17 protein-coding genes, 1 tRNA gene and 1 pseudogene are annotated in these 26,639 nt (G+C 73.3%); 11 read left to right on the top strand and 8 right to left on the bottom strand.

Features of this window, described 5'->3' with window-relative positions; all coding sequences use genetic code 11:
- Positions 1-43: 43 nt before the first annotated feature.
- Entirely contained in the window at positions 44-1,978 is a 1,935-nt protein-coding gene (locus AB0N17_RS33040) for a collagenase (RefSeq protein WP_366015278.1), read from the top strand.
- Between the two features lie 86 nt (positions 1,979-2,064).
- On the opposite strand, the gene AB0N17_RS33035 is transcribed toward AB0N17_RS33040, so the two are convergent.
- Positions 2,065-3,510, bottom strand: coding sequence for a glyceraldehyde-3-phosphate dehydrogenase (locus AB0N17_RS33035; RefSeq protein WP_366015277.1), 1,446 nt, complete (start codon positions 3,508-3,510; stop codon positions 2,065-2,067).
- Between the two features lie 184 nt (positions 3,511-3,694).
- On the opposite strand from AB0N17_RS33035, the gene AB0N17_RS33030 reads away from it, so the two are divergent.
- The 4 genes from AB0N17_RS33030 (at position 3,695) to AB0N17_RS33015 (ending at position 7,288) form a co-directional block, all read left to right on the top strand.
- Positions 3,695-4,903, top strand: a complete 1,209-nt coding sequence (locus tag AB0N17_RS33030; RefSeq protein ID WP_366015276.1) for a glycosyltransferase family 39 protein — start codon at positions 3,695-3,697, stop codon at positions 4,901-4,903.
- Between the two features lie 47 nt (positions 4,904-4,950).
- The gene (locus tag AB0N17_RS33025; RefSeq protein WP_366015275.1) at positions 4,951-5,271 is read left to right on the top strand and encodes a hypothetical protein; all 321 of its coding nucleotides are present in this window, start codon (positions 4,951-4,953) and stop codon (positions 5,269-5,271) included.
- 122 nt (positions 5,272-5,393) lie between these two features.
- Complete coding sequence (locus tag AB0N17_RS33020; protein WP_366015274.1) at positions 5,394-6,218, top strand: PP2C family protein-serine/threonine phosphatase; 825 nt, start codon at positions 5,394-5,396, stop codon at positions 6,216-6,218.
- A gap of 47 nt (positions 6,219-6,265) precedes the next feature.
- Positions 6,266-7,288 (top strand): MASE1 domain-containing protein, encoded by a 1,023-nt coding sequence (locus AB0N17_RS33015; RefSeq protein ID WP_366015273.1) that lies wholly within the window; start codon positions 6,266-6,268, stop codon positions 7,286-7,288.
- Positions 7,289-7,322: 34 nt separating this feature from the next.
- On the opposite strand, the gene AB0N17_RS33010 is transcribed toward AB0N17_RS33015, so the two are convergent.
- Positions 7,323-7,574 (bottom strand): hypothetical protein, encoded by a 252-nt coding sequence (locus AB0N17_RS33010; protein WP_366015272.1) that lies wholly within the window; start codon positions 7,572-7,574, stop codon positions 7,323-7,325.
- A 131-nt stretch (positions 7,575-7,705) separates the two neighbouring features.
- Between AB0N17_RS33010 and selA the strand changes: the two genes are divergently transcribed.
- Complete coding sequence (gene selA, locus AB0N17_RS33005) at positions 7,706-9,121, top strand: L-seryl-tRNA(Sec) selenium transferase (protein ID WP_366015271.1); 1,416 nt, start codon at positions 7,706-7,708, stop codon at positions 9,119-9,121.
- Between the two features lie 5 nt (positions 9,122-9,126).
- A pseudogene (locus AB0N17_RS33000) lies at positions 9,127-10,821 on the top strand (GTP-binding protein); the annotation flags it as partial.
- A gap of 83 nt (positions 10,822-10,904) precedes the next feature.
- Here the strand turns inward: AB0N17_RS33000 and AB0N17_RS32995 are convergent.
- Positions 10,905-10,997: transfer RNA gene (locus tag AB0N17_RS32995), tRNA-Sec, on the bottom strand.
- 35 nt (positions 10,998-11,032) lie between these two features.
- On the opposite strand from AB0N17_RS32995, the gene selD reads away from it, so the two are divergent.
- A complete protein-coding gene (gene selD / locus AB0N17_RS32990) occupies positions 11,033-12,040 on the top strand; it encodes a selenide, water dikinase SelD (RefSeq protein WP_366015270.1) in 1,008 nt (335 codons plus the stop codon).
- Positions 12,041-12,044: 4 nt separating this feature from the next.
- On the opposite strand, the gene fdh is transcribed toward selD, so the two are convergent.
- Positions 12,045-15,305 (bottom strand): formate dehydrogenase, encoded by a 3,261-nt coding sequence (gene fdh, locus AB0N17_RS32985; RefSeq protein WP_366015269.1) that lies wholly within the window; start codon positions 15,303-15,305, stop codon positions 12,045-12,047.
- Between the two features lie 278 nt (positions 15,306-15,583).
- On the opposite strand from fdh, the gene AB0N17_RS32980 reads away from it, so the two are divergent.
- A complete protein-coding gene (locus tag AB0N17_RS32980) occupies positions 15,584-16,273 on the top strand; it encodes a haloacid dehalogenase type II (protein WP_366015268.1) in 690 nt (229 codons plus the stop codon).
- Here AB0N17_RS32980 and nrfD read toward each other — a convergent pair.
- Together nrfD and AB0N17_RS32970 are read right to left on the bottom strand one after the other, a co-directional pair.
- Entirely contained in the window at positions 16,270-17,283 is a 1,014-nt protein-coding gene (gene nrfD, locus AB0N17_RS32975) for an NrfD/PsrC family molybdoenzyme membrane anchor subunit (protein WP_366015301.1), read from the bottom strand. The two genes, AB0N17_RS32980 and nrfD, sit on opposite strands and share 4 nt — an antisense overlap.
- Positions 17,284-17,345: 62 nt before the next feature.
- Positions 17,346-18,362 (bottom strand): 4Fe-4S dicluster domain-containing protein, encoded by a 1,017-nt coding sequence (locus AB0N17_RS32970; RefSeq protein ID WP_366015267.1) that lies wholly within the window; start codon positions 18,360-18,362, stop codon positions 17,346-17,348.
- Positions 18,363-18,887: 525 nt separating this feature from the next.
- Here AB0N17_RS32970 and AB0N17_RS32965 point away from each other — a divergent pair.
- Positions 18,888-23,147, top strand: coding sequence for a HAMP domain-containing protein (locus tag AB0N17_RS32965; RefSeq protein ID WP_366015266.1), 4,260 nt, complete (start codon positions 18,888-18,890; stop codon positions 23,145-23,147).
- Entirely contained in the window at positions 23,107-25,620 is a 2,514-nt protein-coding gene (locus tag AB0N17_RS32960) for a SpoIIE family protein phosphatase (RefSeq protein ID WP_366015265.1), read from the top strand. Before AB0N17_RS32965 ends, AB0N17_RS32960 begins: the two co-directional genes overlap by 41 nt.
- Before the next feature lie 19 nt (positions 25,621-25,639).
- Here AB0N17_RS32960 and AB0N17_RS32955 read toward each other — a convergent pair whose 3' ends face one another.
- Positions 25,640-26,077, bottom strand: a complete 438-nt coding sequence (locus AB0N17_RS32955; protein ID WP_366015264.1) for an ATP-binding protein — start codon at positions 26,075-26,077, stop codon at positions 25,640-25,642.
- Between the two features lie 310 nt (positions 26,078-26,387).
- On the bottom strand, positions 26,388-26,561 hold the full coding sequence (locus tag AB0N17_RS32950; RefSeq protein WP_366015263.1) for a CsbD family protein: 174 nt from the start codon (positions 26,559-26,561) through the stop codon (positions 26,388-26,390).
- Positions 26,562-26,639 lie beyond the last annotated feature (78 nt).

Genomic DNA, 26,639 nt, shown 5'->3' with positions numbered 1-26,639 from the left:
TCAACACCCCACCGAGGCGCATCCCTTCGTGGAGGAACCCCAGATGCGCTATCGCTTCGCGCTGCCCGGGCGCATGCCCGGACGCCTGGCCGGCGCCGCGGCCGTCTGCGTCACCGTGGCCGGCCTGCTGACCACACCGGCCCTGGCCGCACCCCCGCCGCACACCGGCGCGGCCGCCGCCCCCCACGCCCAGGTGCCCACGCCGTCGCCCACCGGAGCGACCACCGCCGCCACCGAGCGCCCCGCGACCCGTCCCCACCGGCTCAGCCCGGCCCAACTCCCGCCGCACAGGTTCACGTTCACCCATCGGGAGAGAAGGGTGGCCGGTACTGCCTCCTGCACCCCGGGCGACTTCGGCTCACGTACCGGGTCCGCCCTCGTCGCCTATGTGAAGGCGGCGTCCACGGACTGCGTCAACACCCTGTTCGCGGTCACCGGCAAGGACGCGTACGACGTGTTCCGCGAGCCCCAGATGCTGACCGTCGCGGCCGCGTACCGGACCACCGCGGGCCAGTACCGCGGCGACGACGCCGGCGGCCTGGAGCAGCTGGTCCTCTTCCTGCGGGCGGGCTACTACGTGCAGTTCAACCATCCGGGGGACGTGGGGACGTACACCTCCCGCCTCACCTCCGCCGTCACGGCCGGCCTGGACACCTTCTTCGCCCGCTCCCACTCCCGCGACGTCACCGCGGCCAACGGTGACATCCTCGGCGAGACGGTCGTCCTCACCGACAGCGCCGACCAGCAGGGCCGCTATCTGTCCGTCTACCGGCGGCTGCTGAACGCCTACGACAGCTCCTACGACGCGATCCCCAGCATGATCGGTGCCGTCAACGACGTCTACACCCCGCTGTGGCGCGGCAACTGGAACCCCGACTACGTGCGGGCGGTCGAGGCCGACCCGCGCATCATCGACACCCTCTACGACTTCGCCCTGGCCAACACCGACCAGCTCGGTACCGACCTGGCCTTCCTGGACTCCAACGCCGGGATGAACCTGGCCCGTTACGTCGAGCACCCCGAACTCCAGGACACCGTACGGCCGTTGGTCAAGGACCTGCTGGACGGGACGGCGATGACCGGCCCGACCGCCGGGCTGTGGGTGGCCGTGGCCACGCAGGCCGGCGCCTACGACGGCGCCGAGTGCTCCTACTACGACGTCTGCGACCTGCCCGGCAAGCTCACCAGGGCGGTGCTGCCCGTCACCCGCCGGTGCGACGCGAACGTCACCGTCCGGGCCGAGGCGCTCACCGCGGCCGACCTCGACGCCGCCTGCGCGAGCGTGCTGAACCAGAGCTCCTATTTCCGCGGCGTGGTCAAGGCGGGCGGACCGATACCCGGCCAGTACGTGTCCACGATCCAGCTGGTGGTCTTCGCCGCCCGCGCCGACTACCAGACGTACGCGGGCCCGATCTACGGCATCGACACCGACAACGGCGGCATGACCCTGGACGGCGACCCGTCCGATCCGGCCAACCACGTCACGTCGATCATGTACCAGAAGCCCGCGGACGACGGCTTCCCGGCCCGGATCTGGAACCTCAACCACGAGTACACGCACTTCCTCGACGGCCGGGACGACATGAAGGGCGACTTCGCCCAGGAGATCACCGTGCCGGACGTGTGGTGGATCGAGGGCGTGGCCGAGTACGTCTCCTACGGCTACCGCGGCCTCGCCGACGACCAGGCGGTCCAGGAGGCGGCCCGGCACACGTACCGGCTGAGCACTCTCTTCGAGAACACCTACGACAACAGCGACACCACCCGCACCTACCCGTGGGGCTACCTCGCCGTGCGCTACATGACCGAGCGCCACCCCGACGACGTCCAGCGCATGCTGGCCCGCTTCCGCGCCGGTGACTACGCCGGCGGATACGCCGTCTACCACGACGGCATCGGCACCCGCTACGACGCCGGCTTCGACCAGTGGCTCACGGCGTGCGCCGCGGGCGCCTGCTCCCGGCCGGCCAAGGCCTGACCGACCGCTCGCGCCCGACGCGACGGCCGCCGGCCGGAACCCCGGTCGGCGGCCGTCGCGCCGTCCTCATGCCCGTGCGTCCGGCGTCAGACCGCCGTCGCCGGGAACGTCGGGTACTCCACGCCCGAGACGTGCTGGACCACCCGGACCACCTGGCAGGAGTAGCCGAACTCGTTGTCGTACCAGAGGTAGAGGATCGCGTTGTCGCCGTCGACCTTCAGGGCGCCGGCGTCCACGATCGAGGCGTGGCGCGAGCCGATGAAGTCGCTGGAGACCGCGTCGGGGGCCGTGATGAAGTCGATCTGGCGCTTGAGCGGCGAGGTCAGCGACACCTCGCGCAGGTAGTCGTGGACCTCCTCGCGGGTTGCCTCGCGCGCCAGCTGAAGGTTGAGGATCGCGATCGAGACGTCCGGCACCGGGACGCGGATCGAGCTGCCGCTGATCTTCGCCTTCAGGTCGGGCAGCGCCTTCGCCACGGCGGAGGCGGCACCGGTCTCGGTGATGACCATGTTGAGCGGCGCGGAACGGCCGCGGCGCTCGGACTTGTGGTAGTTGTCCAGCAGGTTCTGGTCGTTGGTGAACGAGTGGACGGTCTCCACGTGGCCGCGCAGCACGCCGTACTCGTCGTCCATGGCCTTCAGCGGCGGGACGATCGCGTTGGTGGTGCAGGAGGCGCAGGACAGGATCTGCTCGTCCGGCTTGATGGTGTCGTGGTTGACGCCGTGCACGATGTTCGGGACGTCGCCCTTGCCCGGCGCGGTCAGGACGACCTTCTCGATGCCGGGGCGCAGGTGCTTGGACAGGCCCTCGCGGTCACGCCACTTGCCCGTGTTGTCGATGAGGATGGCGTCCCGGATGCCGTACTCGGTGTAGTCCACGTGCGACGGGTCGTCGGCGTAGATCACCTTGATCTCGTTGCCGTTGGCGAGGATCGTGCTGCTGTCCTCGTCCACGGTGATGGTGCCCTGGAACTGGCCGTGGATGGAGTCGCGGCGCAGCAGCGAGGCGCGCTTGACGATGTCCTGGGCACCCCCGCCGCGCACCACGATGGCGCGCAGGCGCAGGCCGTTGCCCGAACCGGACTTCTCGATGAGCAGGCGGGCGACGAGCCGGCCGATGCGGCCGAAGCCGTACAGCACGACGTCGCGCGGCTCACGACGCTCGATCTTGTTGGCACCGGTGGCACCGGCGACGGCCTCGGCGGTGAACTCCGCCACGCTCAGGCCGCGTTCGTCGGCCTTGTGCAGGGTGGCCAGCATGCCGAGGTCGATCTGGGCGGGCCCGAGGTCGAGGGCGGTGAGCGCCTCGAGGTACGGCATGGTCTCGGTGACCGACAGCTCGGCGCCGGCGATCTGCCGGGCGAAGCGGTGCGTCTTGAGGATGCTGACCACCGACTTGTTCACCAGGGAGCGGCTGTGCAGCAGGACGGTCACGTCCCGCTCGCGGTGCAGCTTCCCGATGAGCGGGATCATCGACTCCGCGATCTCCTCGCGGATCTTCCAGTTGGTGAACGAGTCGTCGTTGACAGTCACGGGTCCATCTTTCGAGCTAGGCAGCGCTCATATGGTAACCACACCGCCCAGCTGGTCCTTCCGGGGGTGGGGAGGTAAGGGAGGTGCGCCCATTCCTCGACCGGTTCCTGAATCAGGGTGGAAGTGTGTAAGAAACCCGAGTCGCGATTTGCCCGTCTTACCTGGCGTGCCCAAGGTCAAGAGCGTGAGCACCTCCTCCGTACCGCGGCCCGAGCCGGCCGCCCCCTCCCGCCCCCTCCGCCCTCCGGCCCTGTCCAGGATCGCCCGGCGCGGGATCCCCGAGGGGGCGCTTCCCGCCCTCGCCCTGTTCGCGGCCGTCCGGCTCGCCGGCATCCTCGTGGTGATCCTCGCGAACGACGTCCGGGGCCATCCGCTCCTCAGGACCCTGGCCCACTCCTGGGACTCCCGCTGGTACCTGCACATCGCCGCCCAGGGGTACGGCCACAAGATCTGGATCACGCCGACCGGCGCCGTCCAGACCGACTGGGCGTTCTTCCCGCTGTATCCGGCGCTCATCAGAGCACTCACCACCGTCCTGCCGTTCACGCCGGGCCAGGCCGCGCTGATCATCGCCTGGCTCGCCGCGGGCGTGGCCGCCTACGGCATCTACGCCATCGGCCACCTCCTGTACGGGCGCGGCGTCGCCACCGCCCTGGTCGGCCTGTGGGCCGTACTCCCGCACGCCGTCGAACTGACCATCGCCTACACCGATTCGCTGTTCGCCGCGTTCGCCGTCTGGTCCCTGTACTGCGTGCTCAAGGGCCGCTGGCTGTGGGCGGGCGCGCTGGCCGCGCTGGCCGGCCTCTCCCGGCCCAGCGGCTTCGCGATCGCGGTGGCCGTCGCCCTCGCCGCCGCGCACGAGGTGGTGCGCCGCCGCGGCCGGGTCCCGGCGAGGCTGTGGGCCGGAGCCCTGCTGGCACCGCTGGGCTGGCTCGGCTACGTGCTGTGGGTGGGCGGACAGACCGGCGACCTGCTCGGCGGCTACTTCACCGTGCAGAGCGCCTGGGACTCCCGCTTCGACTTCGGTGTGGGCTCGGCGCGCTTCGTCAAGGCCCTGCTCCTGCACGGCGGCGGCGTCGTCTACCCGGCGGCCCTGGTGATCGTCGCGGCGGGCGTGCTGCTGTTCGCGCTGCTGTGCCTGGACCGCGCCCCGCTGGTCCTCGTGGTCTTCTCCGGGGTCCTGGTCCTGCTGGTGATCGGGGGCTCCGGCTCCTTCTCCTCCAAGCCCCGCTTCCTGCTGCCGGCGTTCCCGCTGCTCATCCCGATGGCCCGCGCCCTCGCCCGGACCTGGCGGACACGGCCGGCCCAGGCGGTGCTCGTCTACGGTGCCCTCGCCCTCGTGTCCCTGACGTTCGGCGCGTATGTGACGGCGGTGGCGCACTCCCCGCTGTGAAGGGCGTGATTCGGGGTAGGCGGGGGACGTCCGAGGAAAGGATCGTCATGACGACCTACGTGATCAGCGTCCCCGGCACCTTCACCGGCGGCATCGGGGCCGACGTCCGGACCCGGCTGGCGCGGGCCCTCCGGCCGGCCGATCCGCACGGCACCAGGATGGGCAGCGCCGAGGACCTGGACGCGCTCAGCGTCAACGAGGACAACACCTTCACCCTGCGCCTGACCGTCGAGGCGGACACCGGCCCGCACGCCGAGGAGGAGGCCCGGCGGCTCGCGGACTCCGCCCTGCGGGACGCGGGACTGGACGAGCGCAGCGCTCCGCTCGGGCCCACCGTGATCACCGGCATCGACTCCGAGGTCCGCTGAACCGGGGTTGCGGCATCCGTGGGCGGGGGCAGGATCGCCCGATATCGGTAAAATCTAGGCATTTGCTGAATATTCAGGCGGCCGGCCCCCCGCGGGCCCCACCGCCCCGCCGGAAGTGAACGATGCCCCGCAAGCGCTCCAGGGACGAGGACGACGAGCTGCTGACCAGACTCGGCACGCTCACCGCCCAGGCGCGTGAGCGCGCGGAGCTGCAGCGGTCCCAGGTCGAACTGGCCATCGCCCTGCAGCGGGGCATGCTGCCCCGGGACCTGCCCCGCGCGACCGGCCTGCACCTGGCGGTCCGGTACGCGCCGGCCACCTTCGGCCTCAACGTGGGCGGCGACTGGTACGACGCCTTCACGCTGCCCGACGGCCGGATCGGGCTGTCCATCGGCGACGTACAGGGCCACAACATCGAGGCCGCGGCCTTCATGGGCCAGGTCCGGGCCGGACTGCGCGCCCTCGCCTCCGTCACGGGCGAGCCCGGCGACCTCCTCGCCCGCACCAACGACCTGCTGCTCTCCCTCGGCAGCGACCTCTTCGCCACCTGCACGTTCATGCGCCTCGACCCGGCCACCGGCGTCCTGGAGAGCGCCCGGGCCGGGCACATCCCGTGCGTGTGGGCCACGGCCGACGGCAAGTCGGGTGTCGTCGACGACGAGGGCGGGCCGCCGCTCGGCGTCGCCCAGGGCGTCGAGTACCCGGTGACCCGGCACCGGCTCACCACCGGCGGGATGTTCGTGCTGCTCACCGACGGTGTGGTGGAGGGGCCGTCGCTGACCGTCGAGGAAGGGCTGGACCAGGTGGTGCGGCTCGCCGGCATCGCCGCCGTGGCCGGCCTGGAGGCCCACGCGCTGGCCGCCGCCGTGATCAAGGGCGCGGAGAGCGTGGGCCACGAGGACGACGCCGCCGTCCTCGTCGTCGGCCTCGACGGGATGCACGCATAGGGCCGTACGGCTCCCTCACGTCGCCGACCTGCGGCGGGCGGTGTGGGATGGCTGCCGTGGTGGGTATCGAGGAGCTGCGCCGGCCGGGCGGGTACGCCGTCCAGGTGCTGGCCGTCGCCGCCTGCTACTACGCGGCGGGCCGCATCGGACTGCTGCGCGAGCTCACCGTCGAGGGCGCCGTCGTCACCCCCATCTGGCCGCCCACCGGTCTCGCCGTCGCCGCCCTGCTCATCCTCGGCCTGCGCTGCTGGCCCGGCATCGCGCTCGGCGCCCTGTTCGTGGTGCTGTCCCTCACCAGCTTCCGCCCCGACGTGCTCGGCACCGTCGCGGGCCAGACCCTCGCCCCGATCGCCGCGGCGCTCCTGCTGCGCCGGGCCGGCTTCCACACCGACCTGGGCCGGTTGAAGGACGGCCTCGCCCTGGTGTTCCTGGGCGCCCTGGGCGCCATGCTGATCAGCTCGACCGTCGGTGTCGGCCTGCTCGTCCTCGCGGACAAGCTGGCCGCGCACAGCTTCTGGCCCGTCTGGCTCGCCTGGTGGGTCGGCGACGCGATGGGCGTCCTGCTCGTCACCCCGCTGCTGCTCCTGCTGCACCGCGCCCGCTGGCCGCCGTCCCCGACCCGCTGGCAGGAGGCGACCGCGCTGACCGTCGTCGCCTGCGCTGTCGTCCCGTGGGCGGTGTACAGCTCGATCAGCCTGCTCTTCCTCGTCTACCCGCTCATCATCTGGGCGGCCCTGCGCTTCCAGCTCGGCGGCAGCATGCTCTGCGCCCTGCTGACCTCCGTGCTGGCGACCCTCGCGGCGACGGACGGCGTCGGTGCGTTCCAGCGGCTGAGCCGGATCGAGGTCATGGCGAAGCTCCAGGCGTTCAACGGCGCGATGGCCCTGACCGCGCTGCTGCTGTCGGCCCTGATCACCGAGCAGCGCAACACCCGGCGCTCGGTGGAGAAGGCCTGCCAGGAACTGGTCGAGGTGCTGGAGCACCTCACCGCGGGCGAGGCCCCGCCACCGCGCCCGCCGCACCCGGACACCGGGGGAACCGGCGGGCGGTCCCCGGGCGGGGGCGGCTAGGGGGCCACGCGGAGCCGGTACGGGTGTGGCCGGTTCACCGGTGCCCGTCGTCCCTCTCCGGCTCTGCCGAGCCCCTGGGCGACGCGGTGGTGTCCCGCCGGGAGGGCGTCGGCGGCTGGGCGGAACCGGTCGTGCGTAACTGCCCTCCGTGCGTGCCGTGGCCCCCGCAGATGCCCGGGGGTGCGTCCGCGAGGGCCTGTGCCTCGTGGCCGCGGCGTCGCCGGCGAGCGGTGCGCTCGGCGGTCGTGGCGTGGTCGTCCGGTCGGTCGCGGTCCGTGTCGGTCATGCGGCGCCGAGTACCCGGGCGGTGGCCGGCTCCAACGTCGTCACGGCGTGTCGATCGGCCCGCCCGGGGCACTGGGAGACGATGGGCGCAGTCCGTGACGGACACGGCCGGACCGGAGGGACAGGGGCGGCATGGAGCAGCGGGTGGCACCGCGCGGGCCGGGCGCGGCGGCCGGGGCGGCCGGGACCGGCTCCGGCGGCCCGGTACGGCGCGAGGACGCCGGGAACGCGAGGGCCCCGGGCGACACCGACGCACGCCGTCGCATCCCGCGCACCGACCTGCTCCTGCGCGACCCCCGCCTGTCGGCGGCCGTGGACCGGCTCGGCGCGGACGTGGTGAAGGCCGCCGTCCGGCAGGCACAGCAGCGGGCCCGCGAGGGGAGCATCGCGCCCGAGGAGGTGGCGCGGACGGCACTGGCCGGGCTGCCCGTCGCCGCGAGCGGGCTGCGGCCGGTGATCAACGCCACCGGGGTGCTGCTGCACACCAACCTCGGCCGGGCCCCGCTGTCGGACGCCGCCCGGCAGGCGGTCCAGGAGGCCGCCGGACCCACGGACGTCGAACTCGACCTGGCGACCGGCGTCCGGGCCCGCCGGGGACGCTCCGCCCTCGCCGCGCTGCAGGACCGGGTGCCCTCCGCCGGCGCCGTCCACGTCGTCAACAACGGCGCCGCCGCACTCGTCCTGGCCGCCACCGCGCTCGCGGCCGGCAAGGAGATCGTCGTCAGCCGGGGCGAGATGGTGGAGATCGGCGACGGCTTCCGCCTGCCCGACCTGCTCGTCTCCACCGGCGCCCGGCTCCGCGAGGTCGGGACGACCAACCGCACGACCGCCGCCGACTACGCCGCCGTCATCGGCCCCGGCACCGGATTCGTGCTGAAGGTGCACCCCTCCAACTTCCGCATCACCGGCTTCACCCGGTCCGCCGGGGTCACCGAACTCGCCGGCCTGGGCGTCCCGGTCGTCGCCGACATCGGCTCGGGGCTGCTCGCCCCGCACCCCGCGCTGCCCGAGGAACCCGACGCCGACACCCAGCTGCGCGCGGGCGCCGCCCTCGTCACCGCCAGCGGCGACAAACTGCTCGGCGGCCCCCAGTGCGGACTGCTCCTCGGCGACGAGGACGTCGTCCGCACCCTCGCCCGGCATCCGCTGGCCCGCGCCCTGCGCGTCGACAAACTGACCCTGGCCGCGCTGGAGGCCACCCTCACCGGCCCGCCCACCCCGACCGCCCGCGCCCTCACCGCCGGCCCGGCCGGACTCAGGGCCCGCGCCGACCGGCTCGCCGACACGCTGCGCGCCGACGGCATCGACGTACGGGCCGTGGAGTCCACGGCCACGGTCGGCGGCGGAGGCGCCCCCGGAGTCACCCTGGACGGTGCCGCGCTCTCGCTGCCCGAGCCCTACGCCGCGGCCCTGCGCACCGGCCGTGTCCCGGTCGTCGGACGCCTGGAGGCGGCCCGCTGCCTGCTCGACCTGCGGTCGGTGCCGCCGGAGGACGACGAGCGGCTGGCCGAAGCCGTACGGGCGGCCCGGCCCACCGCGGAGAGGTAGGCGCCATGCGGGTCCTCGCCACCGCCGGACACGTCGACCACGGCAAGTCCGCACTGGTCCGCGCCCTCACCGGCATGGAACCCGACCGCCACGAGGAGGAACGCCGCCGGGGCCTCACGCTCGACCTGGGCTTCGTGTGGACCACACTCGGACCGGACGGGGAGCACCTGGCCTTCGTCGACGTCCCCGGGCACGAGCGGTTCGTCGCCACCATGCTGGCCGGGGTCGGGCCCGTGCCCGCCGTGCTGTTCGTGGTCGCCGCCGACCAGGGCTGGCAGCCCCAGTCGCAGGAGCACCTGGCCGTCCTCGACGCGCTCGGCGTCCGGCACGCCGTCCTCGCGGTGACCCGCAGCGACCTCGCCGACCCCGAACCCGTGCGCGCCGACGCCTTCGACCGGCTGGCCGCCACCTCCCTGGGCAAGGTGCCGTCCGTCGCGGTGAGCGCGGTCACCGGCGCCGGGCTGGACGAGCTGCGCGCCGAACTGGCCCGCCTGGCAGCCGGATTGCCCGAACCGGACGGCGACGCCGACGTACGGCTGTGGCTCGACCGGTCCTTCACGGTCCGCGGGCACGGCACCGTGGTGACCGGCACCCTCGCCGCGGGCACCCTGCGCGTCGGGGACCGGCTGGTCACCGGGGACGGCGGCCCCGGCCTGCGGGTGCGCGGCCTGCAGAGCCTGCACGAGGACCGGGCGGCCGTCGGCGCGGTGGCCCGGGTGGCCGTGAACGTGCACGGCCAGGGCCACGACACGCTGCGCCGGGGACAGGTGCTGCTGACCCCGGACCGCTGGCTCCACGCCGAGGTGATCGACGTCCGGGTCACCGGGGAGCCGGTGGCCGACCTGCCCCGCGCCGTCACCCTGCACATCGGCACCGCCGCCGTACCGGTGACCGTCCGCCCGCTCGGCGCGGACACCGCCCGGCTCACCCTCGCCCGGCCGCTGCCCCTGCGGGTCGGCGACCGCGCGGTGCTGCGCGAACCCGGCGGCAGCCGCATGCCCTGCGGTCTCACCGTCCTCGACGTACGGCCTCCCCGGCTGACCCGGCGCGGCGCGGCCCGGGCCCGCGCCGCCGAACTCACCGCCCTGACCGGCCGTCCCGACGGCCCCGCCGAGCTGCGCCGCCGCGCACTGATCCGGCGCGCCGACCTGCTGGCCATGGGCGTCCCCGCGCCGAGCGATCCCGTCGCAGGCGACTGGCTGGCCGACCCGGAGCACTGGCACGCCCTGCGGGACCGCCTCCTCACCGAGACCGGCCGGCACACCCGCGCGCACCCGCTGGACCCCGGCCTGCCCACCGAAGCGGCCCGCCGGCTGCTCGGCCTGCCCGACCGCGCCCTGATCGACGCGCTCGCCCGGGCCACGCCCGGCATCGTCGCCCGCCAGGGCAGGCTGTACCCCGCGGACAGCCTCCGGCCCGCCCTGCCGCCACCCGTCCGGGCGGCCGTGGACGCCCTGCGCCGGGACCTCGACCGGGCCCCGTTCCAGGCACCCGAGGCCGGCCGGCTCGGTGAACTCGGGCTCGACCGCAAGGCGCTGGCCGCCGCCGTCGCGGCGGGCGCCCTGCTGCGGATCGCCGACGGGATCGTGCTGCTGCCCGGCGCGGATACCCGGGCCGCCGCCGTGCTGCGCGCACTGCCCCAGCCGTTCACGCTCAGCGACGCACGGCGCGCCCTGGACACCACCCGCCGGGTGGCCGTACCGCTGCTGGAACACCTCGACGCCCAGGGCCGGACCGAACGGGTCGACGACCAGCGCCGGCGCTGCCGTACACGGGAGGGGAACGGAGGCGGACGGGAATCGAACCCGCCTGCCCGAGATCCTCGGGCACCTCGGTTTTGAAGACCGGGAGGGCCACCAGGCACCCACACGCCTCCACCGCTCGCCCAGGCTAGTGCCCCAGGAGACAGGGATGACACCGACCCGCCAAGCAGCCGTCCGCCTCACGCAGTTCGCCCACGGCGGCGGCTGCGCCTGCAAGATCCCGCCCGGCGAGCTGGAGGAGGTGGTCGCCGGGCTCACCGCCGCCCCAACCGCCGGCGGCAACGCCCCGCTGCTCGTCGGCCTCGCCACCGGCGACGACGCGGCCGTGGTCACGCACCGCGGGACAGCCGTGGTGTGCACCGCCGACTTCTTCACCCCGGTCGTGGACGACCCCTACGACTGGGGCCGCATCGCCGCCGCCAACGCCCTGTCCGACGTCTACGCCATGGGCGGCCGGCCGGTCCTCGCCGTCAACCTCCTCGCCTGGCCCCGCGACCGGCTCCCGTTCGACCTGGCCCGCGAGGTGCTGCGCGGCGGACTGGACGTCGCCACCGAGGCCGGCTGTCATGTGGGCGGCGGACACAGCGTGGACGACCCGGAACCGAAGTACGGCATGGCCGTCACCGGCATCGCCGATCCCGGCCGGCTGCTGCGCAACGACACCGGCCGGCCCGGACTGCCGCTGTCCCTGACCAAGCCGCTCGGCCTCGGCGTCCTGAACAACCGGCACAAGGCGACCGGCGAGTGGTTCGAGCACGCCGTCGCCACCATGACCGCCCTCAACCGGGACGCCTCCGAGGCCGCGCTGGCCGCCGGGGCCGTCTGTGCCACCGACGTCACCGGCTTCGGCCTCCTCGGCCATCTGCACAAGCTGGCCCGCGCCTCCGGCGTGACCGCCGTGCTCGACACCGCCGCCGTCCCGTACCTGGACGGTGCCCGGGAGGCTGTCCGGGACGGCTATGTCAGCGGCGGCACCCGGCGCAACCTCGAATGGACCGCCCCGCACACCGACTTCGGGGACACCGACGCCGACACCCGCCTGCTGCTGGCCGACGCGCAGACCTCCGGCGGCCTCCTGATCGCCGGGGAGGTGCCCGGAGCGCCGGTGGTGGGGGAGCTGGTGGAGCGCGGAGCCCACTCGATCGTGCTCCGGTGAGGTCTCACGGCTCCCTGCCCGTGTGCTCGTCGATCCCGGCCCGCGTCCGGTAGGCCCGCACCATCTCCACGGCCGCCGGACCCCGGGGCCGGCGGCCCGGCCGGATGTCCACGGCGAACGCCTTCGACTCCTGGATGTGCGTGTTCGGGTCCAGGGAGAGATGCAGCAGCTCGTTGGCCGCGTCCCCGGTGCTGTAGCCGTTGGGACCCCAGTGGTAGGGCAGCCCCACCTGGTGCAGGGTGCGGCGGTGCACGGTCAGCGGCGCCATCCGGTCGGTGACCAGCACCCGCGCCTCGATCACCCCCCGCGCGCTGACGATCGTCGCCCAACCGGTGTGCGCGAGCCCGCGCTCGGCGGCCAGTTCCGGGGACACCTCGCAGAAGAACTCCGGCTGCAGCTCCGCCAGATACGGCTGCCAGCGGGACATGCCGCCCGCGGTGTGGTGCTCGGTGAGCCGGTAGGTGGTCGCCACGTACGGGAACACCTCGGAGCCGGGCTCGTCACCGCTCGGCTGGTAGCGGTTGTCCGGGTGCGGGGGCAGCAACTGCCGTACGGGGTTGCGCTGCTGGTCGTAGAGCAGGTTCGGGAACGGCGAGTCCTGCGGCTCGTAGTGGGCCGGCAGGGGACCGTCGGTGAGCCCGGAGGGCACGTACAGCCAGGCCTTGCCGTCCGCCTGCATGATGAACGGGTCCCGGCCCGACAGGGCCTCCGGGCCGGTCGCGTCCTGCGGCGGCTCGTGGTCGGGCGCCTTGTCCTTCTTGAAGTCCGGCACGTCGTGCCCGGACCACTCGCCCTTGTCCGCGTCCCACCACACCAGCGCCTTGCGCTCGCTCCACGGCCGGCCCTCGGGGTCGGCGGAGGCGCGGTTGTACAGGATCCGGCGGTTCGCCGGCCAGGCCCACGCCCACTCGGCCGCCACCCAGTCCTGCTCCCGGCCGGGCTTGCGGCGGGCGGCCTGGTTGACGCCGTCCGCGTACACACCGCAGTAGATCCAGCAGCCGCAGGCCGTGGAGCCGTCGGGCTTCAGCTCCTCGTACGAGGAGAGCGGACCGCCGTCGGCGGCACGGCCGTTGATCTCGGCGAGCACGGCCTCGGCGTCCGGCTCGGCGAGCCGGCCCCTGGTCGGGTAGTCCCACGTCAGATCCAGCACCGGCCGGTCCATGTCGTCGCCGGACCCGGCGAGCTTCTCCCGGATCAGGCGCCCGAGGTGGTAGGTGAACCACAGGTCGCTGCGCGACTCGCCGGGCGGCTCGACCGCCTGGTGGTGCCACTGCAGCAGCCGCTGGGTGTTGGTGAAGCTGCCGTCCTTCTCGGTGTGTGCGGCGGCCGGCAGGAAGAACACCTCCGTGCCGATGTCCTCGGTGCGCAGCTCCCCGGTCTCGATCTCCGGGCCGTCCTTCCACCAGGTCGCCGACTCGATCAGCGAGAAGTCGCGCACCACCAGCCAGTCCAGGTTCGCCATGCCGAGCCGCATCAGCTTGGCGTCGGCGTTGCCCACCGCCGGGTTCTCGCCGAGCAGGAAGTATCCCTTGCAGGTGCCCTCCAGCTGGGCCATGGCCGTCTCGTACGCCGAGTGCGAGCCGGTGAGCCGCGGCAGGTAGTCGAAGCAGAAGTCGTTCTCCTCGGTCGCCGCGTCCCCCCAGTACGCCTTGAGCAGGCTCACCAGGTACGCGCGCATGTTGCCCCAGTAGCCCTTGTGGGCGGCCTCGGCCTCGATGAAGGCGTCCAGGTCCTGGTCCTGGTGGGCGTGCGGCATCGGGATGTAGCCCGGCAGCAGGTTGAACAGGGTCGGGATGTCCGTCGAGCCCTGGATGGAGGCGTGTCCGCGCAGCGCGAGGATGCCGCCGCCCGGGCGGCCGATGTTGCCGAGCAGCGTCTGCAGCACGGCCGCGGCGCGGATGTACTGCACGCCCACCGTGTGCTGCGTCCAGCCGACCGCGTACGCGAACGCCGTCGTCCGGTCGCGCCCGGAGTTCTCCGTGACCAGTTCGCACACCTGCCGGAACAGATCCCGCGGCACACCGCAGACCTGCTCGACCATGTCCGGGGTGTAGCGGGCGTAGTGCCGCTTGAGCACCTGGAAGACACAGCGCGGGTGGGTCAGCGTCTCGTCCCGCTCCGGCTCGCCCTCGCCGATCACCGCGCCGCCGGCACCGTGCGCCTCGCCGCGCGCCGCCTCGGTCACCGAACTGCCGCCGCGCGTGCGCTGGTCGTACTCCTGGTCACGTTCGCCCGAGGCCGCCTGCATCTCGGTGCCCTCGTACTGCCAGCTGGCGTTGTCGTAGGAGCGGCTGTCCGCGTCGAGACCGGAGAAGACACCCGCCAGGTCCTCCGTGTCGCGGAAGTCCTCCCGCACGATCACCGGCGCGTTGCTGTACGCCACGATGTACTCGCGGAAGTACTTCTCGTGCTGGAGCACGTAGTTGACGATCCCGCCGAGGAAGGCGATGTCCGTGCCCGCGCGCAGCGGCACATGGACGTCGGCGAGCGCGCTGGTGCGGGTGAACCGCGGGTCGACGTGGATCACCTTCGCGCCCCGCGCCTTGGCCTCCATCACCCACTGGAACCCGACCGGATGGCACTCGGCCATGTTCGAGCCCTCGATGACGATGCAGTCCGCGTTCTGCAGGTCCTGCTGGAAGGTGGTCGCGCCGCCGCGTCCGAACGAGGTTCCCAGACTGGGAACGGTGGAGGAGTGTCAAACACGCGCCTGGTTCTCGATCTGGATCGCTCCCAGCGCGGTGAACAACTTCTTGATCAGGTAGTTCTCTTCGTTGTCGAGCGTGGCCCCGCCGAGGCTCGCGAACCCCAGGGTGCGCCGGGCGCGGGTCCCGTCGGCCTCCCACTGCCAGCCGGACCGGCGCGCGTCGACGACCCGGTCGGCGATCATGTCCATCGCGGTGTCCAGGTCCAGCCGCTCCCACTCGGTGCCGTGCGGGCGCCGGTAGAGGACCTGGTGCTCGCGGGCGTCCCCGGTGGTCAGCTGCAGGCTCGCCGCGCCCTTGGGGCACAGCCGGCCGCGCGAGATGGGGGAGTCCGGGTCGCCCTCGATCTGGGTGACCTTCTCGTCCTGGACGTACACGTTCTGGCCGCAGCCCACCGCGCAGTACGGGCAGACCGACTTCACGACCCGGTCCGCCGAGGCGACCCGGGGCTCGAGCCGCGCGCTGCGACCGCTCTTGGCGGCGGCGCCCCGGCCGAGCGGGTCGGTGCCCGTCAGCTGGCGGTAGACCGGCCAGGAGTCGATCCACGTGCGTACGCCCACAGCCACTCCTTCCGGACGGTGCCTCGATTTTCCCGCAACCGCGCGGCCACGGCATCTTCCGTGCGCCGAGCCGCGGAGTACCCCCGCCGGCCGGCGCCAAACGGGTGCCGGCCGGCTCGGGTCCGCCGCGCCGGGGGAGTCGCGCCGCTGCGGTGTGTCGGCGCAGGGACCGCACGGAGCGCCCGTAGTGTCCGGGGAGGCCAGGGAAAGCCGTCCCCGCCCCGCGGCGCCGGGAGCGGGCGGCTCAGGGGCCCTGCCCGCGCACGGAGGTGATCCCCTTGCCCGCCGACCGCCGCCCCCGCGTCCTGGTGTTCGACGTCAACGAGACGCTCACCGACATGAGTCCGCTGGCCGGCTGCTTCGCGCACGTCGGACTCCCCGGTCACCTCCTTCCGGCCTGGTTCGCCGGGGTGCTCCGCGACGGTGTGGCCCTCACCCTCGCCGGGGGCCACGCGTCCTTCGCGGCCGTCGCGGGGGACGGGTTGCGGGCGCTCGCCGCCGGCGAGGAGGGGGCGACCGACCCGGAGCAGGCCGCGGCGTACGTTCTCGCCGGACTGCCCGGGCTGCCCCTGCACCCGGACGTGCCCGGCGGCGTACGGACCCTGCACTCGGCCGGGTTCCGCCTGGTCACCCTGACGAACGGCTCCGCCGACACCACCCGCGCGGTGCTCGCGGGAACGGATCTGACCGACTGCTTCGAGGCCCACCTGGACGTGGAGCGCCCGGGACGCTGGAAGCCGGCGCGGGAGGCCTACGCCTACGCGCTGGACACCGTCGGCGTGCCGGCCGGCGACGCCCTGCTGGTCTCGGTCCACCCGTGGGACGTCGACGGCGCCGCACGGGCGGGCCTGGCCACCGCCTGGCTGCGCCGGACGTCACGGCCCTATCCGTCGACCGCCCGGCCCGCCGATCTGACCGCCACGTCGCTCACGGACCTGGCGGCCCGGCTCCGCGCCGGGCACCTCTAGCGCCCGCCTGCCGACAGCCGCTCCCGCTGGGGTACGACGGTGTACTTCGGGTCCTCGGCGGAGGCGACCCCCGCGTGGAACACGCCGAACCGCAGCGCCGCCGACCCGGTGAGCAGGGCCGCTCCGGCCGCCACGGCGAGACGCCGGTCCCGTCCGGCGAACACGGCGAGGACCGCACCGCCCGCCGTCAGCGCCTCCGCCGCGCGCAGCAGCAGGTGCGGCCTGCCCTGCTCGAAGGGTTCGGCGGACAGGCCCATCCGCCGCTTCATCGTCCGGAACGCGCCCAGCTCCAGTCCGGCCCCCAGCACCGCCAGCCGACGGGCCGGGCCCGCCTCGGAGACCGGGGCGGCGGCCAGGGCCAGTCCGGACGCCGCGGTGGCGGCGGAGCCGGCGAAGACGAAAGGCAGTTCCCGGTAGCCCTCGTGCCAGGACGGCACCGCCGTGTCCGACAGCAGCACCGCGGTGTACGTCGCCACGGCCGGACCGAGCACGGCGGAGGCCACCGTGGCGGCCGAGCCCAGCAGCCGGTACCGGCCCGCCACCTCGGTGGCGGCGGCGGTCAGTGTCAGCGGCGCGTACCCCACCAGCAGCCACGAGCCCACGCTCATCGGGGAGGTGGGCTTCAGCACCCGGAGCATGTTCAGGAAGCGGGCCGGCCGGCCGAGGTCGTGGACGAGCGCGGCCAGCGACAGGGAGATGGCCCCGGCGGCCGCCAGCTTCGCCGGTGCCGCGAGCCACGGCCGGCCGGTGAGCTGCCCCCCGGCCGCCAGCAGTGAGGAGGCGCCGGCCAGACCGCCCAGGTACAGGTATCCGGCGATGTCCAGCGGCTTCCAGGTCGGCTTTTTGACCACCGGTTTGCCGTAGTACGAAGAGAACTCCGCCTCCGGCACCATCGGCTGCTCGCCCCGCCCGCGCCGACGCCTGCGACGGCCGGCGCGGGCGCCGGTCACCGCCTCCCGGCCGGGGCGGGTGCCCCGCGGTCCCTGCCGGCCCACGTCCGACTCGCCCATCGCGGCCTCCTCGCGGAACTGCCGGGGGTCATCGCCCGGCCGCCCCGCCGAACCGTCGTGGCTCATCGCGGCCTCCGTACGAAGCTGCCGACGGCCAGGGCCGCCAGGGAGGCCGCGGCCAGGGCCGCGTGCCGCCACATGTCGGGCAGGTCCCGGGTGGTGACCACCGGGTCCGGGGGCAGGCCGTACACCTCCGGCTCGTCCAGCAGCAGGAAGAACGCCCCGTCGCCGCCGACCCCGTCGTCCGGGCTCTCGCCGTACAGGCGGGCGTCGGTCACCCCGGCCGTGTGCAGCTGCGCCACCCGGGTCCGCGCCCGCTCCCGCAGCTCCTCCAGGGGGCCGAACTGGATGGAGTCCGTCGGGCAGGACTTGGCGCAGGCGGGCTCCATGCCGACGCCCAGCCGGTCGTAGCACAGGGTGCACTTCCACACCCGGCCGTCGTCCTCGCGCTGGTCGATGACGCCGTAGGGGCAGGCGGGCACGCAGTAGCCGCAGCCGTTGCAGACGTCCTCCTGGACGACGACCGTGCCGAACTCGGTGCGGAACAGCGCGCCGGTCGGGCACACGTCCAGGCAGGCCGCGTGGGTGCAGTGCTTGCACACGTCCGAGGCCATCAGCCAGCGCAGCTCGGTGCGGCCGTCGGGGGAGAGGGGGGAGATCTGCCCGGCGGGGGCGCCCTCGGGGGCCGCGCCGGGCGGGGGAGCGGTGGCGCCCGGGCCTGGGGAGGCGGCGTCGGTGCCGAGCCGGGAGGCGGCGGCGAAGATGTCCACGTCGTCGTGCGACACCCCGGGTTCCTGCCCGCCGAACGGCTTGCTCTGCTCGATGAAGGCCACGTGCCGCCAGGTGTCCGCGCCGAGGCCCTGCGTGTTGTCGTAGGACATGCCCGTCCACACGAGACCGTCCTCCGGGACGGCGTTCCACTCCTTGCAGGCCACCTCGCACGCCTTGCAGCCGATGCACACCGAGGTGTCGGTGAAGAATCCCATGCGCGGCGGGGCGTCCGGGTAGCCGGCGGCGCCGGCCACGTCCGGCTCCGGGCCGTACAGCAGATGTCCGCGGACCTCGCCGCCGTCGCTCATGCCCGTGCCCTCCTCACCCCCACCGTCCGGGTGGTGCGCTCGGCCGCGGATCGCCTTCCGCCCGGTGCCGGGTCCCGCACTCCCGGTGCTCTGTTTCGAGCGTGGCACGGGTGCCCGCGCCGCGCGCGCCCGAAACGACCGTGCCGACGGCGGGCCGGGCACCCCGGCCCGTTTGCCGGGGGCGGCGCGCGGCAACCCGGTGACCCGGTGACCCGACGAGCGCCGCGGGGCGGCGCGGGGGCGGCGGGGAGAAACCCCTCCCGAAGCCCCGGTCCGAACCCGTCCGCCTACCCGGTCCAAGCGCTCCCATGCCTGCCGTTGCAGAAGTTTTTCATGATCGTCGAAGGTTGACCGATTGGTGTGCCCGAGCCCGGGAAAGTGCGTTAACCTGCGGCGTATTTTCTCATCGTGCAGATCCGTGAACTGCGGAAACGCACACACCAATCGCCGGGTCAGGCCGTGTGCCCGGCAGTGGTTTCCGAGCCTTCCGCGCGGGGGCTCCTGGGGAGTGGAACGAGGGTGCGCATGGCCGGCAAGGCGGCCGGGACGACGGACAAGGTCCCGGAAGACCAGGAACTGAGGAGACTGCTCGCGGGGCTGACCGCGGTGCGTGACGGGGACTTCGGCACCCGGCTGCCGGACGACTCCCCCGGACTCATGGGCGACATCGCCACCGTCTTCAACGGCATGGTCGACCAGTTGTCCGTCTTCACCTCCGAAGTGACCCGGGTGGCCCGCGAGGTGGGCACGGAGGGCACGCTCGGCGGCCAGGCGCGGGTGCCCGGGGTGTCGGGGACCTGGGCCGACCTGACCGACTCCGTCAACGCGATGGCGGGCAACCTCACCACACAGGTGCGTGACATCGCCCAGGTCGCCACCGCCGTGGCCAAGGGCGACCTGTCGCAGAAGATCGACGTTCCCGCGCGCGGCGAGATCCTCCAGCTGAAGGAGACCGTCAACACGATGGTCGACCAGCTGTCCGCGTTCGCCGACGAGGTCACCCGGGTGGCCCGCGAGGTCGGCACCGAGGGCCGCCTGGGGGGTCAGGCGCAGGTGCCCGGTGTCGCCGGTGTCTGGCGCGATCTGACGGACTCGGTCAACTTCATGGCCGGGAACCTGACGGCGCAGGTGCGCAACGTCGCCCAGGTGACGACCGCGGTGGCGCAGGGTGATCTGTCGCAGAAGATCACCGTGGACGCGCGCGGGGAGATCCTGGAGCTGAAGAGCACCATCAACACGATGGTGGACCAGCTGTCCGCGTTCGCGGACGAGGTGACCCGGGTGGCCCGCGAGGTCGGCACAGAAGGCCGGCTCGGCGGCCAGGCCGACGTCAAGGGCGTGAAGGGCACCTGGCGTGATCTGACGGACTCGGTCAACTTCATGGCCGGGAACCTGACGGCGCAGGTGCGCAACGTCGCCCAGGTGGCCACCGCGGTGGCGCAGGGTGATCTGTCGCAGAAGATCACCGTGGACGCGCGCGGGGAGATCCTGGAGCTGAAGAGCACCATCAACACGATGGTGGACCAGCTGTCGGGCTTCGCCGACGAGGTGACCCGGGTGGCCCGCGAGGTCGGCACCGAGGGCCGGCTCGGCGGCCAGGCGCAGGTGCGGGGGGTCGCCGGCACCTGGAAGGACCTCACCGACAACGTCAACGTGATGGCCTCCAACCTCACCGGCCAGGTCCGCTCCATCGCCCAGGTGGCCACCGCGGTGGCCAAGGGCGACCTCTCGCAGAAGATCACCGTCGAGGCCAAGGGCGAGGTCGCCGCCCTCGCCGACGTCATCAACACCATGGTCGACACGCTCTCGGCGTTCGCCGACGAGGTGACCCGGGTGGCCCGCGAGGTGGGCACCGAGGGCCGGCTCGGCGGCCAGGCGCACGTGCCCAACGTGGCCGGCACCTGGAAGGACCTCACCGACAACGTCAACTCCATGGCCAACAACCTCACCGGCCAGGTGCGCAACATCGCGCTGGTGACCACCGCCGTGGCCAAGGGCGACCTGTCGAAGAAGATCGACGTCGACGCGCGCGGCGAGATCCTCGAACTGAAGACGACCATCAACACGATGGTCGACCAGCTCTCGGCGTTCGCCGACGAGGTCACGCGGGTCGCCCGCGAGGTGGGCACCGAGGGCCGGCTCGGCGGCCAGGCGGAGGTCGAGGGCGTCTCCGGCACCTGGAAGCGGCTCACCGAGAACGTCAACGAACTCGCCGGCAACCTGACCCGGCAGGTCCGCGCCATCGCCGACGTGGCCAGCGCCGTCGCCGAGGGCGACCTGACCCGGTCGATCACCGTCGACGCCTCCGGTGAGGTCGCCGACCTCAAGGACAACATCAACTCCATGGTGGGGTCCCTGCGCGAGACCACCCGGGCCAACCAGGAGCAGGACTGGCTGAAGACCAACCTCGCCCGGATCTCCGGCCTGATGCAGGGCCACCGCGACCTGCCCGTCGTCGCCGAGCTGATCATGGACGAGCTGGTGCCCCAGGTCTCCGCCCAGTACGGCGCCTTCTACCTCGCGGAGGACGGCGCGTCCGGACCCGAGCTCCGGCTCGTCGGCTCCTACGGCCGGCCCGAGGAGGACGCCCGGCCCTCCCGCATCGCGTTCGGCCGCTCCCTGGTCGGCCAGGCCGCGCGCAGCCGCCGTACCATCGCCGTGGACGAGCTGCCGCGGGGGTACGTCAGCATCTCCTCCGGGCTCGGACAGATCGAGCCCACCGCGCTGTTGCTGCTGCCGATCGTCTTCGAGGAGCAGGTCCTCGGCGTCATCGAGCTGGCCTCCGTCACCCCGTTCACCCCGGTCCAGCGGGACTTCCTGCAGCAGCTGGTGGACACCATCGGGGTGAACGTCAACACGATCGTCGCCAACGCCCGCACCGACGAACTCCTCCAGGAGTCGCAGCGCCTGACCAGCGAACTGCAGTCCCGCTCGGCCGAGTTGCAGGCCCGGCAGGAGGAACTGCAGAGCTCCAACGCCGAACTGGAGGACAAGGCCTCGCTGCTCGCGGAGCAGAACCGCGACATCGAGGCGAAGAACCTGCAGATCGAGCAGGCACGCCAGGAACTGGAGACCCGCGCCCAGCAGTTGTCGCTCGCCTCCAAGTACAAGTCCGAGTTCCTCGCCAACATGAGCCACGAGCTGCGCACCCCGCTCAACAGCCTGCTCATCCTCGCCCAGCTGCTGGCCCAGAACCCCTCCCGCAACCTGACCCCCAAGCAGGTCGAGTACGCGGGCATCATCCACTCGGCCGGCTCCGACCTGCTCCAGCTGATCAACGACATCCTGGACCTGTCCAAGGTCGAGGCCGGAAAGATGGACGTCACGCCCGAGCGGGTCGCGCTGCGTCAGCTCATCGAGTACGTCGAGGCGACCTTCCGCCCGATGACCTCGCAGAAGAGCCTGGAGTTCACCGTCGCCACGGCCCCCGGCGCTCCCGCGGACCTGCTCACCGACGACTCCCGGCTCCGGCAGATCCTGCGCAACCTGCTGTCCAACGCGGTGAAGTTCACCGAACAGGGCGGGATCGAGCTGCGCGTCGAACCAGCCGCCGACGACGAGGTGCCCCGGGGCGTGGTCCGGGGCGGCGCGATCGTCGCCTTCCGGGTCACGGACACCGGGATCGGCATCCCGGAGCAGCAACTGGAGACCATCTTCGGCGCGTTCCAGCAGGCGGACGGCACCACCAGCCGCAAGTACGGCGGTACCGGGCTCGGGCTGTCCATCACCCGGGAGATCGCCCAGCTGCTCGGTGGCGCCGTCACCGTGGACAGCACCCCGGGCAAGGGCAGCACCTTCACCCTCTTCCTGCCCGTCGCCCGGCCGGACTTCGAGGAACACCTGCGCACCGGGCGCGTCGTCCGGCCGGCCGAGCTGGAACCGGGCGGCATCGCCGACGCTCCCGGCCGTCCCGAGGGCGTCCTGCTCCTCACCGCCGAACGGCAGCGCGCGCGCCGCCTGCTCGTCGTGGAGGAGCGTCCGCGCGGCCTGCTGACGCTCGTCGCCGAGAGCGTGGTCAGGGACCTCGCGCAGGCGCAGGCCGACAGCGACGGGCCGCCGGTGGACATCATCACCGCCGTCGGCGCCCAGGAGGCGGCCGGTGCGCTCGCCGCCGAACCCTGCCACTGTGTCGTCGTCGAACTGGGGGAGCCGGACGGGGAGTCGGCCCGGTTCCTGGAGGCGCTGCGCGGCGACTCGGCACTGGCGAGCGTCCCGGTGCTGGTGCACAGCTCGCACCGACCCGAGCACGCCGTGGAGGAGCCGGGGAGTGCGCTGGAGTACCTCTCCAGCCTGGACGAGCTGCGCGAGAGGATCGCCCTGCACCTGGCGGCCGAGGAGCCCGGAGAGGTGCTCACCCTGGTCCGCAGCGACGAACCGCAGCGCACCGCCGCGCAGCTGGGCGACGAGCACACCCGCGGCCGTACCGTCCTCGTGGTGGACGACGACGCCCGCAACCTGTTCGCGCTCAGCGGCATCCTCGAACTGCACGGCTTCCGCGTCCTGCACGCGGAGGACGGCCGCAAGGGCATCGAGACGCTGGTCGACAACCCGGACGTCGAACTCGTCCTGATGGACGTGATGATGCCGGAGATGGACGGGTACACGGCCACGGCGGAGATCCGCTCGATGCCGCAGTACGCCGATCTGCCGGTCATCGCCGTGACCGCCAAGGCGATGCAGGGCGACCGGGAGAAGAGCCTCGCCTCCGGGGCCAGCGACTACGTGACGAAACCGGTGGACACCCATGACCTCATCGCCTGCGTCCGGCGCTGGCTCCCGGCATGAGCACCCCACGGCGAGCCCGTCCGACCGCAGGCCGAGGAGTACGGAACCAGTGAACATCCACGAACCTCCCGCCGAACCGCCCGCGCCCCCCGGGGTGCCCGCCCGGCGGCTGCCCGCCGAAGCCGTGGCGGCCGACGCGCCGGCCACCTCCCCGGTGGGCCGGCTCGCCGCCACCGTCGAGCGGCTGCGCCGGGAGGTGCGCACCGCACAGGCGGAGGCCGAGGGCCGGGCGCTGATCGAGCTGGCCAAGGGCATTCTGGTCGAGCGCCTCGGCTGCGGCCCCGCGCAGGCCGCACGCCAGCTCGCCGCGCTCACCGAGCAGGCACAGGTGACGCCACTGGAGTTCGCGGTGGAGGTCATCAACCAGGCGGCCCGGGACCGCGTCTGCGAGGTCACCGAGGCGTTCCTGGCCACCGCCGCGACCCCGGCGGGGTCCGTCGAGGAGTCCGCGGCCGTACGGCTGCGCGTCGCCGAGAGCGGAGTCCTCGCCGCGCACGACACCCAGGCCATGGCCGACTCACTGCTCGAACACGCGCTGCGGCCCCTGGGCGCCGTCGCCGTGGCCATCTGGGCGGCCGGATCGGACGGTTCGCTCACCCTCGCGGGCAGCGCGGGCTTCCCGGCGGCCGAGACGGCCCGCTGGCACTACGTCCCGCCGGACGTGGCCACGGTGGCCCGGCGCGGCCTGACCGAGCCCGACGGCCAGTGGCTGCCCTCGCTCTCCGCCTCCGGGCTGCCCACGATCGGCCGGCGGGACTTCGCCGACGGTGCGCGGATCGCCGTGCCCGCCGGCGCGGGCGGCCGGATCCACGGCGTGCTGGAGATCGCCTGGCCGAAACCGGAGGAGCCGTTGCCGCGGCCGGTGGTCCGGCAGGTGGAGGCCCTGGCGGAGCTGTGCGCGCACGCCCTGGAGACCTTCGTGATGCCCGCCGCCGGGGCACGGGAGTCCCGGGTGCTGCCCGATGTGGTGGAGCTGATGGACCTGGCGGACGGGCTGCACGACCCGGCGCTGGTGCTGCTGCCGCACCTCGACGACGCCGGGCGGCTGGTGGACTTCCGGATCCAGCACGTCAACGGCCGCTTCCTCGACCCGGCGGGCCGCCCTCGGGCCGTCATCAACGGCGCTCTGCTGCTGGAGGCCTACCCGCTGGCCGCCGGCACCAGCGATCTCTTCCAGCGGGTGGAACGCGTCCATGCCACCGGCGAACCGTTCCGCGCCCGCCGGATGCGGCTGACCGCCCTGGTGGACCAGGTGCCTCTCGCGGCCGTCGCCGACATCAGCATCAGCCGCCACGGCACCGGCGTCCTGCTGATCTGGCGCATCGAGGACGAGACGGCGCGCCTGGCCAGCCTGCTCCAGAACGCCCAGCGGCTCGGCCGGATCGGCGGCTTCGAGGAGAACCTGCTGACGGGCGAGATCACCTGGAACGAGCAGCTGTTCAGCCTGTACGGCCACCCGCCCACCAGCACCCCGGTGGCACTGGAGGGGCTGCCCGCGCACGCGCACCCGGACGACGCCGTCGCGATCGGCCGCTTCCTGCGGACCGTGCTGCACCACCGCCGGCCCACGTCGGCGGCGTTCCGGCTGCTGCGGCCGGACGGCGTGACCCGGCACATGCGGGTGGTCGCCGAGCCGGTTCTCGACACCGACGGACAGCTGATCCTCGTCCGCGGCGCCTACCAGGACATCTCCGCCCAGCACTGGACGGAGGTCGCCCTCGCCGCGACCCGCGACCAGCTGGCCCACACCGAGCAGCAGGCCGACGAGCGCAACCGGCTGGCCCTGCAGCTCCAGCACGCCATCATGCCGCCGGCGCAGGCCCCGCTGCAGGTGCCCGGCCTCCAGGTGGCGGTGCGCTACCGGCCGGCGGAGACCGAGCAGCTCGTCGGCGGTGACTGGTACGACGCCGTGGTGCTGCCGTCCGGAGTGGTGCTGCTGTGCGTCGGCGATGTCGCCGGGCACGGCATCGAGGCGGCGACCAGCATGGTGGTCCTGCGCAACGCGCTGCGCGGCCTGGCCGTGACCGGCGCGGGCCCGGCGCAGCTGCTGTCCTGGCTGAACATCGTCGCCCACCATCTGACGGGCGCCGTCACCGCGACCGCCGTGTGCGGCCTGTACGACGGCGAGCGGCGCACCCTGCGCTGGGCGCGGGCCGGGCATCTGCCGCCGGTGCTGGTGCGGGAGGGGGACGCCTCCGCCCTGCCGACCCTGAAGGGGCTGCTGCTGGGCGCTCTTCCGGACGCGGTGTACGAGGAGACCGAGGTGCAACTGGCCGCGGGGGACACCCTGTTGATGTACACCGACGGGCTGATCGAGCGCCGGGACCGCTCCGTGGAGGAGTCGCTGTCCCATCTGCTGGAAACGGCCCGTTGCGCGCCGAGCGTCCTGGACCAGCAACTGGACCGGCTGCTCACCTACAGCCGGTCGGACACCGACGACGACACCTGCATCGTGGGCATCCGGGTCAGCTGAGCCCTCGGCCGGCGCGCGCTCAGGTCAGCGGCACCGTGGCGGTGACCCGCTTGCCGTGCGGCAGCGAGGTCACCTCCAGGCCGCGGGTGAGCATCGACACGAGGTGCAGTCCGTGGCCGCCGACCCGCCCCGGGTCGGGAGGGCGCCGCCGGGGCGGCCGGGCGCAGGTGTCCGTGACGGTGACGCACAGCGCGGCGGCGCCCGGCAGCAGCTCCAGCAGCAGGGCGCACGGGCCGGGGGCGTGCTGCGCCGCGTTGGTGACGAGTTCGCTGACGACGAGCTGGGCGTCCTGCACCGAGCGCCGGTCCGGTGCCGGCCGGGCCCGGGAGAGCAGGGCGGCGACGGCGTCTCGCGCGTCGGCGATGCTGGTCACACCGGTGTGCCAGGTGCGGCTGTAGCGCAGGTGCCCGGGGCGGGCCTGCGTCGTCGTCGCGTGTGTCCTGAGCGGGATGTCCATACGTCGTTGCCCTTTTCCTCCGGGGGTCGGGGTCCCTCGTCGTCGTGCGGGGGGCTCCGCGCACCTAGGGGGGTCGTCGTGCCGTCCCTGCCCGGCTACCCGCTGACCCCTCGATCAAAGGGACGAGCACCGGTATTCCTCCGGTTGCCCACGCGCCCCAGATGAGAGGCCGCCGGTGCCCCGGGGCCGTACACCGGCCCGCGGTACGGGCCCGCCGGGCGGCGTACGGCCCCTCGGCACGACGGGCCCGGGAAATCCGCTTCACCGCTGGATTTCCCGGACCCGTGCGGAGTCCGGACAACCGGCCGACTCAGTGCTTGAAGGTGTCCTTCGCCTTCTCCTTGGCCTGCCGGGCGTCGCCGCGCGCGCCTTCCATCCGGCCCTCGGCCTCCATGCGCTCGTTGCCGACGGCGCGGCCGGCGGCCTCCTTGGCCTTGCCCTTGGCCTGCTCCGCCTTGGCCTTCGCCTTCTGGTTGCCAGCCATCGGTTTCACATCCCCACGTCTTCGTTGTGTCTGGACCACATTCGGCTTGCCACTGTGGCGGGGTCCAAACCGGAGAAA

Source organism: Streptomyces sp. NPDC051133 (genome assembly GCF_040682635.1).
Classification (GTDB): domain Bacteria; phylum Actinomycetota; class Actinomycetes; order Streptomycetales; family Streptomycetaceae; genus Streptomyces.
Note: the sequence above shows the minus strand (reverse complement) of the source record. Positions and strands in the feature narration are given on the sequence as shown.

What these genes read in the sequence shown, in the direction of transcription:
- selA (WP_366015271.1), top strand. Translation starts at nt 7,706, where the DNA reads ATGGAGCAGCGGGTGGCACCGCGCGGGCCGGGCGCGGCGGCCGGGGCG.
- AB0N17_RS33020 (WP_366015274.1), top strand. Translation starts at nt 5,394, where the DNA reads ATGCCCCGCAAGCGCTCCAGGGACGAGGACGACGAGCTGCTGACCAGA.
- AB0N17_RS32970 (WP_366015267.1), bottom strand. Translation starts at nt 18,362, where the DNA reads ATGAGCGACGGCGGCGAGGTCCGCGGACATCTGCTGTACGGCCCGGAG.
- AB0N17_RS33025 (WP_366015275.1), top strand. Translation starts at nt 4,951, where the DNA reads ATGACGACCTACGTGATCAGCGTCCCCGGCACCTTCACCGGCGGCATC.
- AB0N17_RS33010 (WP_366015272.1), bottom strand. Translation starts at nt 7,574, where the DNA reads ATGACCGACACGGACCGCGACCGACCGGACGACCACGCCACGACCGCC.
- nrfD (WP_366015301.1), bottom strand. Translation starts at nt 17,283, where the DNA reads ATGGGCGAGTCGGACGTGGGCCGGCAGGGACCGCGGGGCACCCGCCCC.
- selD (WP_366015270.1), top strand. Translation starts at nt 11,033, where the DNA reads ATGACACCGACCCGCCAAGCAGCCGTCCGCCTCACGCAGTTCGCCCAC.
- AB0N17_RS33015 (WP_366015273.1), top strand. Translation starts at nt 6,266, where the DNA reads ATGGCTGCCGTGGTGGGTATCGAGGAGCTGCGCCGGCCGGGCGGGTAC.
- AB0N17_RS33040 (WP_366015278.1), top strand. Translation starts at nt 44, where the DNA reads ATGCGCTATCGCTTCGCGCTGCCCGGGCGCATGCCCGGACGCCTGGCC.
- AB0N17_RS32960 (WP_366015265.1), top strand. Translation starts at nt 23,107, where the DNA reads ATGACCTCATCGCCTGCGTCCGGCGCTGGCTCCCGGCATGAGCACCCC.
- AB0N17_RS32965 (WP_366015266.1), top strand. Translation starts at nt 18,888, where the DNA reads ATGGCCGGCAAGGCGGCCGGGACGACGGACAAGGTCCCGGAAGACCAG.
- AB0N17_RS32955 (WP_366015264.1), bottom strand. Translation starts at nt 26,077, where the DNA reads ATGGACATCCCGCTCAGGACACACGCGACGACGACGCAGGCCCGCCCC.
- AB0N17_RS32950 (WP_366015263.1), bottom strand. Translation starts at nt 26,561, where the DNA reads ATGGCTGGCAACCAGAAGGCGAAGGCCAAGGCGGAGCAGGCCAAGGGC.